Source organism: Pseudomonas sp. zfem001 (assembly GCF_032621725.1).
Taxonomy (GTDB): domain Bacteria; phylum Pseudomonadota; class Gammaproteobacteria; order Pseudomonadales; family Pseudomonadaceae; genus Aquipseudomonas; species Aquipseudomonas sediminis.
Map to the genome: position 1 here is coordinate 92,799 of NZ_JAVYJI010000004.1, position 14,428 is coordinate 107,226.

At 64.3% G+C, this 14,428-nt stretch carries 14 protein-coding genes; 6 read left to right on the plus strand and 8 right to left on the minus strand.

Features of this window, described 5'->3' with window-relative positions; translation table 11 throughout:
- Nucleotides 1–81: 81 nt before the first annotated feature.
- Nucleotides 82–996: an oxygen-dependent coproporphyrinogen oxidase gene (hemF, locus tag RTH74_RS14810; protein ID WP_316915148.1), complete on the minus strand. Its 915-nt coding sequence runs from the start codon at nucleotides 994–996 to the stop codon at nucleotides 82–84.
- A gap of 146 nt (nucleotides 997–1,142) precedes the next feature.
- Here hemF and RTH74_RS14815 point away from each other — a divergent pair, with 146 nt between their 5' ends.
- Entirely contained in the window at nucleotides 1,143–2,120 is a 978-nt protein-coding gene (locus RTH74_RS14815) for an NADPH:quinone reductase (RefSeq protein WP_316915149.1), read from the plus strand.
- Between the two features lie 80 nt (nucleotides 2,121–2,200).
- Here RTH74_RS14815 and RTH74_RS14820 read toward each other — a convergent pair whose 3' ends face one another.
- The 3 genes from RTH74_RS14820 to RTH74_RS14830 form a co-directional block, all read right to left on the minus strand.
- On the minus strand, nucleotides 2,201–2,758 hold the full coding sequence (locus RTH74_RS14820; protein WP_316915150.1) for a Sua5/YciO/YrdC/YwlC family protein: 558 nt from the start codon (nucleotides 2,756–2,758) through the stop codon (nucleotides 2,201–2,203).
- Between the two features lie 66 nt (nucleotides 2,759–2,824).
- Complete coding sequence (gene dprA / locus RTH74_RS14825) at nucleotides 2,825–3,940, minus strand: DNA-processing protein DprA (RefSeq protein WP_316915151.1); 1,116 nt, start codon at nucleotides 3,938–3,940, stop codon at nucleotides 2,825–2,827.
- 81 nt (nucleotides 3,941–4,021) lie between these two features.
- Entirely contained in the window at nucleotides 4,022–5,059 is a 1,038-nt protein-coding gene (locus RTH74_RS14830) for a LysM peptidoglycan-binding domain-containing protein (RefSeq protein WP_316915152.1), read from the minus strand.
- Between the two features lie 153 nt (nucleotides 5,060–5,212).
- Between RTH74_RS14830 and def the strand changes: the two genes are divergently transcribed.
- The 5 genes from def (at nucleotide 5,213) to RTH74_RS14855 (ending at nucleotide 9,904) form a co-directional block, all read left to right on the plus strand.
- Complete coding sequence (gene def / locus RTH74_RS14835; protein WP_013713230.1) at nucleotides 5,213–5,719, plus strand: peptide deformylase; 507 nt, start codon at nucleotides 5,213–5,215, stop codon at nucleotides 5,717–5,719.
- A 56-nt stretch (nucleotides 5,720–5,775) separates the two neighbouring features.
- Nucleotides 5,776–6,708: a methionyl-tRNA formyltransferase gene (fmt, locus tag RTH74_RS14840; RefSeq protein WP_316915153.1), complete on the plus strand. Its 933-nt coding sequence runs from the start codon at nucleotides 5,776–5,778 to the stop codon at nucleotides 6,706–6,708.
- On the plus strand, nucleotides 6,705–8,018 hold the full coding sequence (gene rsmB / locus RTH74_RS14845; protein WP_316915154.1) for a 16S rRNA (cytosine(967)-C(5))-methyltransferase RsmB: 1,314 nt from the start codon (nucleotides 6,705–6,707) through the stop codon (nucleotides 8,016–8,018). Before fmt ends, rsmB begins: the two co-directional genes overlap by 4 nt.
- Nucleotides 8,019–8,029: 11 nt before the next feature.
- Nucleotides 8,030–9,403 (plus strand): Trk system potassium transporter TrkA, encoded by a 1,374-nt coding sequence (gene trkA / locus RTH74_RS14850; protein WP_017676312.1) that lies wholly within the window; start codon nucleotides 8,030–8,032, stop codon nucleotides 9,401–9,403.
- Between the two features lie 174 nt (nucleotides 9,404–9,577).
- Entirely contained in the window at nucleotides 9,578–9,904 is a 327-nt protein-coding gene (locus RTH74_RS14855; RefSeq protein ID WP_316915155.1) for a tetratricopeptide repeat protein, read from the plus strand.
- Between the two features lie 162 nt (nucleotides 9,905–10,066).
- Here the strand turns inward: RTH74_RS14855 and RTH74_RS14860 are convergent, their stop codons facing one another.
- The 4 genes from RTH74_RS14860 to RTH74_RS14875 form a co-directional block, all read right to left on the minus strand.
- Nucleotides 10,067–11,443, minus strand: a complete 1,377-nt coding sequence (locus RTH74_RS14860) for an aspartate aminotransferase family protein (RefSeq protein ID WP_316915156.1) — start codon at nucleotides 11,441–11,443, stop codon at nucleotides 10,067–10,069.
- A gap of 20 nt (nucleotides 11,444–11,463) precedes the next feature.
- Nucleotides 11,464–12,927, minus strand: a complete 1,464-nt coding sequence (locus RTH74_RS14865; protein WP_316915157.1) for an NAD-dependent succinate-semialdehyde dehydrogenase — start codon at nucleotides 12,925–12,927, stop codon at nucleotides 11,464–11,466.
- 216 nt (nucleotides 12,928–13,143) lie between these two features.
- Complete coding sequence (locus RTH74_RS14870) at nucleotides 13,144–13,794, minus strand: 7-cyano-7-deazaguanine/7-aminomethyl-7-deazaguanine transporter (protein ID WP_316915158.1); 651 nt, start codon at nucleotides 13,792–13,794, stop codon at nucleotides 13,144–13,146.
- 155 nt (nucleotides 13,795–13,949) lie between these two features.
- Nucleotides 13,950–14,321: a C40 family peptidase gene (locus RTH74_RS14875; protein ID WP_371916968.1), complete on the minus strand. Its 372-nt coding sequence runs from the start codon at nucleotides 14,319–14,321 to the stop codon at nucleotides 13,950–13,952.
- Between the last annotated feature and the right edge of the window lie 107 nt (nucleotides 14,322–14,428).

Here is a 14,428-nt window from a genome sequence, read left to right on the forward strand (position 1 = left end):
GGCGAAGCCTCTGCTTCGCCGCGGTAGCACACGCCGCCGTCATTCGCTGCGGGGCGCAGCTCCTACAAGAGAGAATGGAAGCTAGGCCTGCGCCAGCCAATCACGATCGGTCAGGAAATACTCGGTCAGGCGAGCTTCCTCGCTGCCCGGCTCGGGCTTCCAGTCGTAGCCCCAGCGCACGTGCGGTGGCAGCGACATGAGGATCGACTCGGTGCGCCCGCCGGACTGCAGGCCGAACAACGTGCCACGGTCGAACACCAGGTTGAACTCGACGTAGCGGCCGCGGCGGAAGGCCTGGAACTCGCGCTCGCGTTCGCCGAACGGCGTCAGCTTGCGGCGCTGGACGATGGGCAGGTAGGCCTGGATATAGGCATCGCCAATGGCACGCATGAAGGCGAAGCTGGTGTCGAAATCCCACTCGTTGAGGTCGTCGAAGAACAACCCACCGATGCCGCGCGGCTCACCGCGATGCTTGAGGTGGAAGTAGCGGTCGCACCAGGCCTTGAACTTGGGATAGACCTCGGCACCGAACGGCGCGCAGGCGTCGTGCGCGACCTGGTGCCAGTGCACGCAGTCTTCTTCATTGGCGTAGTAGGGCGTGAGGTCAAAACCTCCACCGAACCACCACACCGGCTCTTCGCCTTCCTTCTCGGCGCTGAAGAAGCGCACGTTGGCGTGCGAGGTCGGCACGTAAGGGTTTTCCGGGTGGATCACCAGCGAAACGCCAAGTGCTTGGAAGCCGCGTCCTGCGAGTTCGGGACGATGGGCGCTGGCTGACGGCGGCAGGCTGTCGCCGAACACATGGGAGAAATTCACCCCGCCTTTCTCGATCAGCGCGCCGTTTTCGATCACCCGCGTGCGCCCGCCACCACCGGCCGGACGCTGCCAGGCGTCCTCGGCGAACACAGCCTGGCCGTCTTCGGCTTGCAGGGCGGAACAGATGCGATCTTGCAGGTCGAGCAGGTAGGCCTTAACGGCCTCGGTACGGTCAGTCACGGCGGCACCTTGAACAGAGAGCAGGGCGGAATCGGCGGGCAGCATAGCATTCACCCAGGCACATCCGCAGTTGACGTCAGTCAAACGAGACGATTGGATAGACCCTTTCGCCGTTAGCAGCGGCTCGAGCAGACAAGGAATCCGAGATGGCCAAGCGTATTCAGTTCAGCCAGCACGGCGGCAGCGACGTGCTGCAGTACCGTGACTACCAGCCGGCAGCGCCAGGCCCGCGCGAGGTACGGGTCGCCAACCAGGCCATCGGTCTGAACTTCATCGACACCTATTTCCGCAGCGGCCTGTATCAACCACCGGCGTTGCCGTCGAGCCTGGGTACCGAAGGTGCCGGCGTGGTCGAAGCCGTCGGTAGTGAGGTCGAAGGCTTCAAAGTCGGCGATCGCGTCGCCTACGCCACCGGCCCGCTGGGTGCCTACAGCGAGCTGCATGTACTGCCCGCCGACAAGCTGGTGAAACTGCCGGACAGCATCAGCTTCGAACAGGCCGCTGCGGTAATGCTCAAGGGGCTGACCGTGCAATACCTGCTGCGCCAGACCTATGAGCTCAAGGGCGGCGAAACCATCCTCTTCCATGCCGCTGCTGGTGGCGTCGGCTCCTTCGCCTGTCAGTGGGCCAAGGCGCTGGGTGTGAATCTGATCGGCACCGTCAGCTCGGCGGAAAAGGCCGCGCGGGCCAAGGAGCAGGGTGCCTGGGCGACCATCGATTACAGCCATGAGAACGTCGTGCAGCGGGTGCTGGAGCTGACTGACGGCGCCAAGTGTCCGGTGGTCTACGACGGCGTCGGCAAGGACACCTGGGAAACTTCGCTGGACTGCGTGGCACCGCGCGGCTTGCTGGTCAGCTTCGGCAATGCATCCGGTGCGGTCACCGGGGTCAACCTGGGCATCCTGGCGCAGAAGGGCTCGCTCTACGTCACCCGTCCGACCCTGGCCGGCTACGCCACCAACGCACAGCGTCTGCAGGCCATGGCCGATGATCTGTTCGGCATGATCGCCAGCGGCAAGCTGCAGGTGGAAATCAGCAACCGCTACGCACTGAAGGACGCCGCCGCCGCGCAGGATGCACTGAGTTCACGGCAGACCACTGGCTCGACCATCTTGCTGCCGTAAGCGTAGGAGCGAGCTCTGCTCGCGAACCCGGCCCCTGCAAACGCTTCGCGAGCAGAGCCGCTCCTACACGATTTCATGTTTCAGGACGGGCGAATCACATCGCCCGTGCGCAGGTCACGAATCAGGCTAGGGTTCTTGCGCCCGCCCAGTGCGCCGCCGAGCACCTTGTCCAGTTCACCGGGGAAGTACTGTTCGACGCGCAGGCGCGAACGCGCCGAAGGACGCCCAGCCGGGTTGGCCGAGGTAGAAATCAGCGGCCCGGTGTAGCGGCACAGCGCACGTACCAACGGATGATCACTGACGCGCAGGGCAACGCTGTCGTGCTCGCCCGTGACCCACTCGGGCAGACGATTCTGATGCGGCACCAGCCAGGTATTCGGGCCTGGCCAGCTACCAGCCAGGCGCTCCTGCCAGACCTCTGGCAGATCATCGAGAAGAAAATCGAACTGTTCGATGTCATCGGCAACCAGAATCAGCCCCTTGCGCATCGGCCGCTCCTTGAGCGCCAAAAGACGATACACCGCCTCTTCGTTCCAGGGATCGCAGCCCAGGCCCCAGACTGCCTCGGTCGGATAGGCGATCACGCCGCCCTCGCGCACCACTCGCGCCGTTTGCTTTATCTGCCAGTTGCTGGCCATCGCCTGTCTCCCGCTGAATCAATGGGCGGCAGTCTATCCAAGCCAATCACGACCCGCCACGGCCTGCTAGCGACTGCGCGCCATCCAACGCCCGGACTCGTTGCACACCAGGCCATCGAGCTCCAACTCGGTCAAAGCCGCCAGCACCTGTGACAGCGGCCAACCGCTGGCCTGCATCAACGCCTCGGTGCTATGCGGCGCGGCATGCAGCAAGGCCAGTAATGGATGCTCGACGCCAGCGAGCGGCGCCGATGTGGGCTGGACGGCTGGCGCCTGCCAGCCACGCAGGGCTTCGAGGATATGCTCGATGCTTTCCACCAGGGTGGCGCCATCTCGGATCAGTTGATGGCAGCCACGCGCGCCAGGGTGATGGATCGATCCGGGGATGGCATAGACCTCACGCCCCTGCTCGGCAGCCAGGCGTGCGGTGATCAGCGAACCACTGGACGGGCTAGCCTCGACTACCAGCACACCCAGCGACAGCCCGCTGATGATCCTGTTGCGCCGCGGGAAGTTACTCGCCTGCGGCGGACAGTCCAGCGGCAGCTCGGAGACCAGCGCACCGCCTTGCTCACTGATCTGCGCCGCCAGCCTCACATGCCGTCGTGGATAAAGGCACTGCAAACCGGTGCCCAGCACGGCCACCGTTTTGCCGCCGCTTTCCAGCGCCCCCTGATGTGCAGCGCCATCGATCCCCAAGGCCAGACCACTGGTGATGACGAAACCGCCGCCCGCCAGGCTACGGGCGAAGGCACGCGCGTTATCCAGGCCTGGCTGCGAGGCCCGCCGACTGCCGACCATGGCCAGTTGCGGCGCCTCCAGCACGCCCGGCTCGCCCGCTACGAACAACAGCGGCGGCGCATCCGCCAACTCGCCGAGCAGAGCCGGGTAGCCTGGATCGTCCCACATCAGCACATGTTGACCAGGCTCACCCAGCCATTGCAGGGCGGCAGCCGCTCGCTCGCGAATGTCCGCATTACGCCGGGGCTCGGCGCAAGCCGCCGGCAACCCCAACGCGCGCCAGGCGCTGGCCGGCGCACTGAGCGCAGCCGAGGCGCTGTCGAACGCACTCAGGAGTTTGCGAAAACGCCGCGGCCCCAACTCCGGCAACAAATGCAGACGCAGACGAGCTTCGAGTTCGGCAGGAGAGATGGCGGGGGAAAGCGAGGAGGATGCAGGCATGGCGATTCGTCCCTGAGCAGTTGCACCGCCATCCTGGCGGCCTGAAAGCACGAGCCCCGCTAGTGCGGGGCTCGTTGGGTATTACGGGTTGCGGACCTTGTCCATCACCGCCAGCTGGCGGCTGGCCTGCAGTACCAGGCCATAGCTGAGCTTGTCATAGGTGCGGAACACCATCAGCAGGCCGGAACGCTCGTCCGGGATTTTCACGTTTTCGCCAGTAACGCGGTCACGTACGGTCTCGCCGGTCTTGAACACCGCCAGCACGTTGCCGATCTCCAGGCCGTCGCGTATCCCCTTGTTCAGGGTGACAACATCGAACTGACCAATCTGGCTGACGCCACGCGGTACATCGAGAATCAAACCATCGATGTCGGTGATCGGCTCGCTAGGCATGAAGGTGGAGTTGATCGCACGCTCCTCGGTGGGGAACAGGCGATCTCCCAGGCGTACTTCCTGAGTCGAGCGCTTGAGCAGCAGCGTACCCACATCCCCTTCTTCGGCCACGATCTCGCCAGAGCCGACGTCATCGGCGTTGATGCCGAGGAATTCCTGAGTTTCAGGGTCCACGTAGGTTTTGCCCTGACGGAAGATACCGTAGACAGGGTTCTGTTCGTCGAACTCGCCACGGGCGTAGACGCGATCGCCGGCACCGCTGACCACGCGCTCGGCGTTACCGGCGACGACATAAGGCTTGGCGTTGAATTCTTCCGGGGTGTCGACGATACGGTTGCTCAGCAGGAAGCTGTTGATCGCCTCCAGCGGGATGGTCGGGATCGCTTCGGCCATCGGCGTGCTTCGCACCTGCGGCGACAGCTTGATGGTGCCGCGGGACTCGCCGCGGTTGAGCATCAGGCGCGGCTGACCGTCCACGTAGACCAGATTGAGGGTATCGCCGGGATAGATCAGGTGCGGGTTAGCCACCTGCGGGTTGGCGTGCCAGATCTCCGGCCATTTCCACGGCTGGCGCAGGAACTTGCCGGAAATGTCCCAGAGGGTATCGCCCTTGACCACTGTGTAGCGGTCCGGGTGACCGTCCTTGAGTTGCACTTCGGCCTGAGCCAAGCTGGTCAGGGCCAGTCCGCCCGCTGCAAAGAGCAGGGCGAGTAGTGATTTCCTCATACGGTGAATCCCTTTATTATGTGCCTTCACGTGAAGCGCCCTAGCGCCGCGTGCCAAACCCGCTGAATACGCGGCGTGAAGCCGTTTTTCAATGCTGTTCATCATCTTAGCAGCGGATTTTGACTTTATTCCACAAGTGCATCACAAACGCATATGGCGATCCTGAATATCCTCGAATTTCCTGATCCACGCCTGCGTACCATCGCCAAACCGGTGGACGTCGTGGATGACTCCATCCGTCAACTGGTCGACGACATGTTCGAGACCATGTATGACGCACCCGGTATCGGCCTGGCGGCGACGCAGGTCAACGTGCACAAGCGCGTGGTGGTCATGGACCTGTCCGAGGACAAGTCCGAACCGCGGGTGTTCATCAACCCCGAGTTCGAGTCGTTGACCGACGAGATGGACCAGTACCAGGAAGGCTGCCTGTCGGTGCCCGGCTTCTACGAGAACGTCGACCGCCCGCAGAAGGTCAAGATCAAGGCACTGGACCGCGATGGCCAGCCCTACGAGCTGATCGCCGAAGGCTTGCTTGCTGTGTGCATCCAGCATGAGTGCGATCACCTCAACGGCAAGCTGTTTGTGGATTACCTGTCCAACCTCAAGCGCGACCGCATCAAGAAGAAGCTGGAAAAACAGCATCGCCAACGCGCCTGACCTCCGATTACCCGAAAGGCTTGCCACGGCAAGCCTTTTTCTTTGGTGACTGCCCCATGCGTATCGTCTTTGCCGGCACCCCGGAATTCGCCGCCGAACACCTCAAGGCCCTGCTGGCTAGCCCGCACCAGATCATTGCCGTCTACACCCAGCCGGATCGCCCGGCAGGTCGCGGCCAGAAGCTGATGCCGAGCCCGGTCAAGCAACTCGCCGTCGAGCACGGCATCCCGGTCTACCAACCGGCCAGCCTGCGCAATGAAGAGGCCCAGACTGAGCTGGCGGCGCTCAAGCCGGACTTGATGGTAGTAGTCGCCTACGGCCTGATCCTGCCGCAGGTGGTACTCGACACCCCACGCCTGGGCTGCATCAACAGTCACGCCTCCTTGCTGCCGCGCTGGCGCGGCGCCGCGCCGATCCAGCGCGCAGTGCAGGCCGGCGACGCCGAGAGTGGCGTCACCGTAATGCAGATGGAGGCCGGCCTCGATACTGGGCCGATGCTGCTCAAGGTCAACACGCCGATCAGTGCTGACGATACCGGCGGCAGCCTGCATGACCGTCTCGCCCAGCTCGGCCCGCAGGCGGTGCTGCAGGCAATCGACGGCCTGGCTGCCGGTACGCTGAAGGGCGAAGTGCAGGACGATGCCCTGGCCAACTACGCGCACAAACTGAACAAGGAAGAAGCGCTGCTGGACTTCAGCCGCCCAGCCGTGGAGCTGGAGCGCCTGGTGCGCGCCTTCCATCCCTGGCCAATCTGCCACACTACGCTGGGCAGTGATGCACTCAAGGTGCATGCGGCCGAGATCGGCGTAGGCAAGGGCGCTCCCGGCACCATCCTCGCCGCCGACAAGCAGGGCCTGACCGTGGCCTGCGGCGAAGGTGCACTGCGCCTGACCCGCCTGCAGTTGCCCGGCGGCAAGCCGCTGGCCTTCGCCGACCTGTATAACAGCCGCCGCGAGCAGTTCGCCCCCGGTCTGGTACTCGGTCAATGAACCCGCGCCTGGCCGCCGCCCGCGCCCTGACTGCCGTGCTCTCTGGCAAGGCTTCGTTGGGCAGCAGCCTGCCGCCGCAGCTGGACAAGGTCGAGCACCACGACCGTGCCCTGGCACAGGACCTGGCCTTCGGCGCCGCCCGCTGGCAGCCACGCCTGCAACTGCTGGCCGACAAACTGCTGGAAAAACCCTTCAAGGCAGCTGACAAGGACGTGGAAGCGCTGCTGCTGATCGGCCTCTATCAGTTGCTGCACAGCCGCATCCCGGAGCATGCCGCCATCGGCGAAACGGTCGGCTGCGCCGGTGCGCTGAAAAAGCCTTGGGCCAAGGGTTTGCTCAACGCCGTGCTGCGCCGCGCCCAGCGCGAGCATGAGGTGTTGTACGCCGAGCTCGATCGCGATCCGGTGCTGCACACCGCGCACCCGCGCTGGCTGCAAAAACAGCTCAAGGCCTTCTGGCCCGAGCACTGGCAAGTCATCTGCGCCGCCAACAACGCGCATCCGCCGCTGATCCTTCGGGTCAATCGCCGTCACGGCAGCCGCGACGCGTACCTCACCGAACTGCGCGACGCCGGCATTGATGCCGAGCCCTGCGCCTTCAGCCGTGACGGCGTGCGCCTGCTGCAGCCCTGCGACGTGACCACGCTACCCGGCTTCAAGGAAGGCCGTGTCAGCGTGCAGGACGAAGCCGCGCAGTTGGCCGCCGACCTGCTCGAACTGGCGCCAGGCCAACGTGTGCTGGATGCCTGCGCCGCACCGGGCGGTAAGACCTGTCATCTGCTGGAAGTCGAGCCAGGCTTAAGTGAAGTGGTCGCCGTCGATCTGGAAGCCAAGCGCCTGGCGCGCGTGCGCGAGAACCTAAAACGCCTGCGCCTGGAGGCCACGCTGATCGCTGCCGACGGTCGCGATACCGCGGCCTGGTGGGACGGCCAGCCGTTCCAACGCATCCTGCTCGACGCGCCCTGCTCGGCTACCGGCGTGATCCGCCGTCACCCGGACATCAAGCTGACCCGCAAGCCCGAGGACATTCCCGCCCTGGCGCAGTTGCAAGGCGAACTGCTCGATGCGCTGTGGCCAACCCTCGCGCCCGGCGGCATCCTGCTTTACGCCACCTGCTCGGTGCTGCCGACGGAAAACAGCGAGACCATCGCCGCGTTTCTGGCCCGCACCGCCGATGCGCAGGAAGTCGCCATCGCTGGCGAGTTCGGTCTGCAGCCAGCCCACGGTCGCCAGTTGCTGCCACAGCTGGACGGCCACGACGGCTTCTACTATGCCAAGCTGATAAAGACCGCTGTGACCAGCCACAGCTAACGGAGCAATCAGTGAAAATCATCATTCTCGGCGCCGGCCAGGTGGGCGGCACCCTGGCGGAACACCTCGCCAGCGAGGCCAACGACATCACCGTGGTCGACACCGATGGTGATCGCCTGCGCGACCTTGGCGACCGCCTGGATATCCGCACCGTGCAGGGCAAGGGCTCTTTCCCCACCGTGCTGCGCCAGGCCGGCGCCGATGATGCCGACATGCTGGTGGCGGTGACCAACAGTGACGAAGTCAACATGATGGCCTGTCAGGTGGCCTACACCCTGTTCCACACGCCGACCAAGATCGCCCGGGTGCGCGAGGCGGCCTACCTGACCCGCGAGGCGCTGTTCGACAACGAAGCGATTCCGGTCGACGTGCTGATCAGCCCCGAGCAGGTGGTGACCAACTACATCAAGCGCCTGATCGAATACCCGGGCGCCCTGCAGGTGATCGACTTCGCCGAAGGCAAGGCGCAGCTAGTAGCGGTCAAGGCCTACTACGGCGGCCCGCTGGTGGGCCAGCAACTGCGCCAGCTGCGCCAGCACATGCCTAACGTCGACACCCGCGTCGCGGCGATCTTCCGCCGCAACCGGCCGATCATGCCCAAGGGCGACACCGTCATCGAGGCCGATGACGAAGTGTTCTTCATCGCTGCCAAAGCGCACATCCGCGCGGTGATGAGCGAGATGCGCCGCCTCGAAGACAGCTACAAGCGCGTGGTGATCGCCGGTGGTGGCAACATCGGCGAACGCCTGGCCGAAGCCATCGAAAGCCGCTACCAGGTGAAGATCATCGAGATGAACCCGGCGCGCTGCCGCTACCTGTCGGAGAACCTCGACAGCACCATCGTGCTGCAGGGCAGCGCCTCGGATCGCGACCTGCTGGTGGAAGAGAACATCAACGATGCCGACATCTTCCTCGCCCTGACCAACGACGACGAGGCCAACATCATGTCGTCGCTGTTGGCCAAGCGCCTGGGCGCGCGCAAGGTGATGACCATCATCAACAACCCGGCCTATGTCGACCTAGTCCAGGGTGGCGAGATCGACATCGCCATCAGCCCGCAGCTTGCCACCATCGGCACCCTGCTGACCCATGTGCGCCGTGGCGATATCGAAAGCGTGCACAGCCTGCGCCGTGGCGCAGCCGAGGCGCTGGAAGTGATCGCCCATGGTGATGCCAAATCGAGCAAGGTGATCGGCCGCGCCATCGAAGACATCGCCCTACCACCGAGCACCACCATCGGCGCCATCATCCGCGACGAACAGGTGCTGATCGCCCACGACGACACGGTGATCGAGTCCGGCGACCACGTGATCCTGTTCCTGGTCGACAAGAAGTACATCCGCGACGTCGAGCGTCTGTTCCAGGCGGGTCTGACGTTCTTCTGAGTCCCGGATTGCATCGGGCTACGACTGACCCTCTTCTAAAAATTTCAAAGTCTCGCGAGCTAGAGCAATGCAAGGCAAAAACAGGCGAGGACGCGGAGTGTACGAACAGTACATGAGCAGTCCGAGCCTGTTTTTAACGCAGCAGTGCCGACGCGCAGCAGACTGGGAGCCGAGATGAGCACTGAGGCACTGGAAAAGATGTTGGCCAAGGGCATGGACAACGCCCTGTTGCGCTTCGGTCTGGGCAAAGCCCACCTGGATGGCGGCAATGCGGTGCAGGCGGCAGAGCACCTACAACGCTGCGTGGAATTCGACCCGGCCTATTCAGCGGCGTGGAAGCTGCTGGGCAAGGCGCTGCAGGCCGAAGGCGACCACGACGGCGCGCGCCAGGCCTGGCAGCAGGGCATTGCCGCCGCCCAGGCCAAGGGCGACAAGCAGGCCGAGAAGGAAATGACCGTGTTTTTGCGCAAGCTGGACAAGCCGGGGAGCAATCGCGGCTAAAGCCCCTCCCACAAGCTCAGCACTACCCCGCTGATCGAAAAGTCCCACGGACTGTAGGAGGCGCTTCAGCGGCGAGCTTCTGGGCATCCTGGAAGGATCAGGGCTCAGCCATCGCAGCTGAAGCCCTTTCCACAGGATGGCAACCTATTCGCGCTATCGAGCTCAGAGCACCTCGCTCGCCACCGCATCCACCGCCGCCTTGGCGATGCCCACCACCTCGTCTGCCTCGGCCTTGGTCAGTACCAGCGGCGGGGCGAAGCCGAGGATGTCGCCGTGCGGCATGGCGCGGGCGATCATACCGCGCTCCAGGCAGGCAGCAGAGACCCGCGGGCCGACCTTGAGCGCGGCATCGAATGGCGTGCGCGCCTCCTTGTCAGCCATGAACTCCAGCGCGGCAAGCATGCCGACACCGCGCACTTCGCCCACCAGGGGATGACCTTCGAAGGTCTGGCGCAGTTGCTGGTTGAGGTAGGCGCCGACATCGGCGGCGTTGGCAGAGATATTTTCCTTTTCGAGAATATCCAGGTTGGCCAGCGCAGCGGCGGCGCAGATCGGATGGCCGGAGTAGGTCCAGCCATGGCCCATGGCGCCGTCACGGCTGGAGGCCTCATCGATCATGCTCCACACCTTCTCGCCGACAATCACCGCCGACAGCGGCGCGTAGGCACTGGTCAGGCCCTTGGCGGTGGTGATCAGGTCCGGCTGCATGCCGAACATCTGGCTGCCCATCGGCGTGCCCAGACGGCCGAAGGCGCAGACCACCTCGTCGGCGATCAGCAGAATGTCGTACTTGGCCAGCACGGCCTGGATGGCCTGCCAGTAACCAGTGGGTGGGACGATGATGCCGCCGGTGCCCATCACCGGCTCACCGATGAAGGCGGCCACGGTGTCCGGGCCTTCAGCCAGGATCAGACGCTCCAGATCCTCGGCGCAATGGCGCACGAAAGCCGCTTCATCCATGCCGGCCGGAGCCTTGTAAAAGTGCGGGCAGGCGGCGTGTTTGATATCCGCGTGAGGCAGGTCGAAGTGCTGATGGAAGCTGGCCAGACCGGTGAGGCTGCCGGTCATGATGCCCGAGCCGTGGTAGCCGCGCTGGCGGGAGATGATCTTCTTCTTCGCCGGGCGGCCAAGCACGTTGTTGTAGTAACGCACCAGCTTGATCTGGGTCTCGTTGGCGTCCGAGCCGGACAGGCCGTAGTAGACCTTCTTCATGCCCTTCGGCGCCCAGTCGATGATGCGCGCCGACAGTTCGATGATTGCCTCGGTCGAGTGGCCGACATAGGTGTGGTAGTAGGCCAGCTCCTGAGCCTGCTTGTAGATGGCCTCGGCGACCTCGGTGCGGCCATAACCGATGTTCACGCAGTACAGGCCAGCGAAGGCATCGAGCAGCTCGCGGCCTTCGTGGTCGCGAATACGGATGCCGGAAGCGCCGGTGATGATGCGCCCCTTGAGTGCGCCGCTGGCGTGGTCGTGAGCGTGGGTGGACGGGTGCATGAAGTGGGCACGGTCCTGGGCGAACAACTCGTCGTAATGGCTCATGGAAAATCCTCCGGTTTGGCTCAGTAGCGCTGGCCCTGATGATGAATGCAGAAGTATTTGGTCTCGACGAAGGGCTCGAAGCCTTCCGTACCGCCCTCACGGCCGAGACCGGAAGCTTTCATGCCACCGAAGGGGATCGGGTGGCCGGTGAACTTGGTGCCGTTGACCGCGACCATGGCGTGGTCGAGGCGACGGATCAGCGGGTGGACGACATCCACGCGGTTGGAACAAATGTAGGCGGCCAGGCCGTATTCGGTGTCGTTGGCCATGGCCACGGCTTGGTCCAGGGTGTCGAAAGCGCGTACACCGGCGATGGGGGCGAAGTTCTCCTCACGGTAGATGCGCATGGCGTCGGTGACGTCGGCCAGCAGCGTCGGCTGCCAGAACCAGCCGCCCAGAGCATGCGGCTCGCCACCGGCCAGCAGGCGCGCGCCCTGTTCGATGGCATCGGCGACCCGAGCGGCGGTGGCATCCAGCGCAGCCTGGTGCATCAGCGGACCGATCTGGTTGCGCGCGTCATGCCCAGGGCCGACGCGCAGGCCACGCACGGCCTTGGCGAAGCGCTGTAGAAATTCTTCATAAACAGGGCGCTCGACCAGAATGCGGTTGGCGGCGCAGCAGTCCTGGCCGGAGGTCTGGAACTTGGCATCCAGCGCCACCTGCACGGCGTGATCGAGATCGGCATCGGCGCAAACGATCAGCGGCGCATTGCCGCCCAGTTCCAGCGCCACCTTCTTCACATCCTCAGCAGCCGCCTGCAGCACCAGTTTGCCCACGCGAGTCGAGCCGGTGAAGCTCACCGAGCGCACACGGGCATCTTTGACCAGGGTTTCCATGGCCATCTGCGGTTCACCCAATACCACGTTGAACACACCGGCTGGCAAGCCGGCCTCCTCGGCCAGTTGCGCCAGGGCAAAGGCGGAATAGGGCGTCTCGTGCGCCGGTTTGACCACCACGGTACAACCGGCGGCCAACGCCGCGGCGGCCTTGCGGGTGATCATCGCGCTGGGGAAATTCCACGGCGTGAGCAGGGCACAGACGCCCACTGGCTCCTTCACCGTACCGAGCTGGGCACCAGGGATATGGCTGGGGATTGTCTGGCCGTAGAGCCGGCGCGCCTCCTCGGCGAACCAGGGGATGAAGCTGGCGGCGTAGCGGATCTCGCCACGGGCTTCGGCCAGCGGCTTGCCCTGTTCCTGGCTGAGGATGCGCGCCAGGTCTTCCTGATGCTGCAGGATCAGCTCGGCCCAACGCCGCAGCAGCGCCGCGCGGGTTTCCAGGCTCTGCTCGCGCCAGCCGGCGAAGGCGCGCTGGGCGGCGTCCACTGCAGCTACGAGCTGCTGCTCACCAAGCATCGGCACATGGCCGATCACACTCTGGTCGGCAGGGTTGTGCACGGCAATGCTGGTGCCGTCGTCACTGTGCAGCCAGTGACCGTCGACATAGCACAGCGATTTGAACAGCAGGGGATGGTCGAGGGGCATGGCGATGTCTCCGGGCCGATGGGCATGGGAGACATGCTAGGGAAGAGCGGCTTGGCATTTTTTCCGAGCCGGGCAGGCGTTACCGCAGTTTTTTCTGAAGGATCAGCCGGAACAGAAGATTTCTGGGGCGCCCGTCATGCCTTGACGGCGGCACTCGGGTAAAGCCCCTCCCACATACTTGGCCACCGTGGGAGGCGCTTCAGCGGCGAGTGAGCATCACGCCGTGGCAGTGCGCTGCGGCAAGGCCCGCACGATGGCACTGAGCAGCATGCCGTACAACGGCACGAATAGGATCAGGCTGATGGCCAGCTTGATCACGTAGTCCACAGTGGCGATCTCCACCCAGTTGGCGGCCATGAACGGATCGTCGCTACGCCAGAAGGCCACTGAGAAGAACAGGAAGGTATCGAGCAGGTTGCCGAAGATGGTCGAGGCCGTCGGCGCGACCCACCACTGGCGCATCTTGCGCAGGCGGTCGAACACCTGAATATCGAGCAACTGGCCGAAGGCGTAGGCCAGGAAACTGGCCACGGCGATGCGAAAGACGAACAGGTTGAATTCGCCCAGCGTCGCCAGACCGCCGAATACCCCTTCATGGAACAGCACCGACACCACGTAGGAGGCCACCAGCGCCGGCAGCATCACGCGGGCGATCACCACGCGCGCGGCATGCTTGCCGATCAGGCGCACGGTAAGGTCAGTGGCCAGGAAGATGAACGGGAAGCTGAACGCGCCCCAGGTGGTATGCCAGCCGAACAGGGTGATCGGCAGCTGCACCAGGTAGTTGCTGGCGATGATGATAAGAATATGGAAGGCGATCAGGCCAGCCAGCACGGGCCGACTGACCGACGCAGGAATCAGGGTCATGTCGATGTCCTTTTTCATGGAGTGGGGTTAGGGAACCCACTGCCGCAGCCGACATGGCCGCGAGCGGCGCGCATTCTAGCGCGTTGTTGACCCGCGGGATAGGTTTTCCCGCAGATGACCAAACCGCTCGGATGGAAGGTCGCGCCGCCGCTGACTCAGGCTTCCGGCACCACCCGCTTGGCCAGCTGGAAATGCCGCTGCCAATACGAGTTGTTGAGGAAGTCGATACGCACGTTGGTGCCACGGCGCGGCGCGTGGACGAAGCGGCCCTCACCGATGTAGATGGCCACGTGATCCACCGAGCGGCTGCGAATGCGGAAGAACAGCAAATCGCCCGGCTGCAGATCACTGCGCTTCACCGAAGGTGCGTCCAGGCGCGACAGCGCGCGGGAGGTGCGCGGCAGGTCGAGGTCGTCCTGAGTCTTGAAGGCGTATTGCACCAGGCCGCTGCAATCGAAACCGTGGCGCAGGCTGGTACCACCCCAGCGATAAGGCGTGCCCAACGCGCCGAGGGCGCGGTCGATCACTTCGCTGGACGGTTTTGGCGCAACCGCTGGCGCGCTGGCAGGAAGGGTGTGGATACGAAAGGTGGCGGAGGCTTGGGTACAAATTCCCAGTAAAAGAGCGCCTCCCA

Coding starts and splice junctions, on each gene's coding strand:
- RTH74_RS14830 (WP_316915152.1), bottom strand. CDS start 5,059: ATGAGGAAATCACTACTCGCCCTGCTCTTTGCAGCGGGCGGACTGGCC.
- RTH74_RS14820 (WP_316915150.1), bottom strand. CDS start 2,758: ATGGCCAGCAACTGGCAGATAAAGCAAACGGCGCGAGTGGTGCGCGAG.
- RTH74_RS14815 (WP_316915149.1), top strand. CDS start 1,143: ATGGCCAAGCGTATTCAGTTCAGCCAGCACGGCGGCAGCGACGTGCTG.
- def (WP_013713230.1), top strand. CDS start 5,213: ATGGCGATCCTGAATATCCTCGAATTTCCTGATCCACGCCTGCGTACC.
- fmt (WP_316915153.1), top strand. CDS start 5,776: ATGCGTATCGTCTTTGCCGGCACCCCGGAATTCGCCGCCGAACACCTC.
- rsmB (WP_316915154.1), top strand. CDS start 6,705: ATGAACCCGCGCCTGGCCGCCGCCCGCGCCCTGACTGCCGTGCTCTCT.
- RTH74_RS14860 (WP_316915156.1), bottom strand. CDS start 11,443: ATGAGCCATTACGACGAGTTGTTCGCCCAGGACCGTGCCCACTTCATG.
- dprA (WP_316915151.1), bottom strand. CDS start 3,940: ATGCCTGCATCCTCCTCGCTTTCCCCCGCCATCTCTCCTGCCGAACTC.
- RTH74_RS14865 (WP_316915157.1), bottom strand. CDS start 12,927: ATGCCCCTCGACCATCCCCTGCTGTTCAAATCGCTGTGCTATGTCGAC.
- RTH74_RS14855 (WP_316915155.1), top strand. CDS start 9,578: ATGAGCACTGAGGCACTGGAAAAGATGTTGGCCAAGGGCATGGACAAC.
- RTH74_RS14870 (WP_316915158.1), bottom strand. CDS start 13,794: ATGACCCTGATTCCTGCGTCGGTCAGTCGGCCCGTGCTGGCTGGCCTG.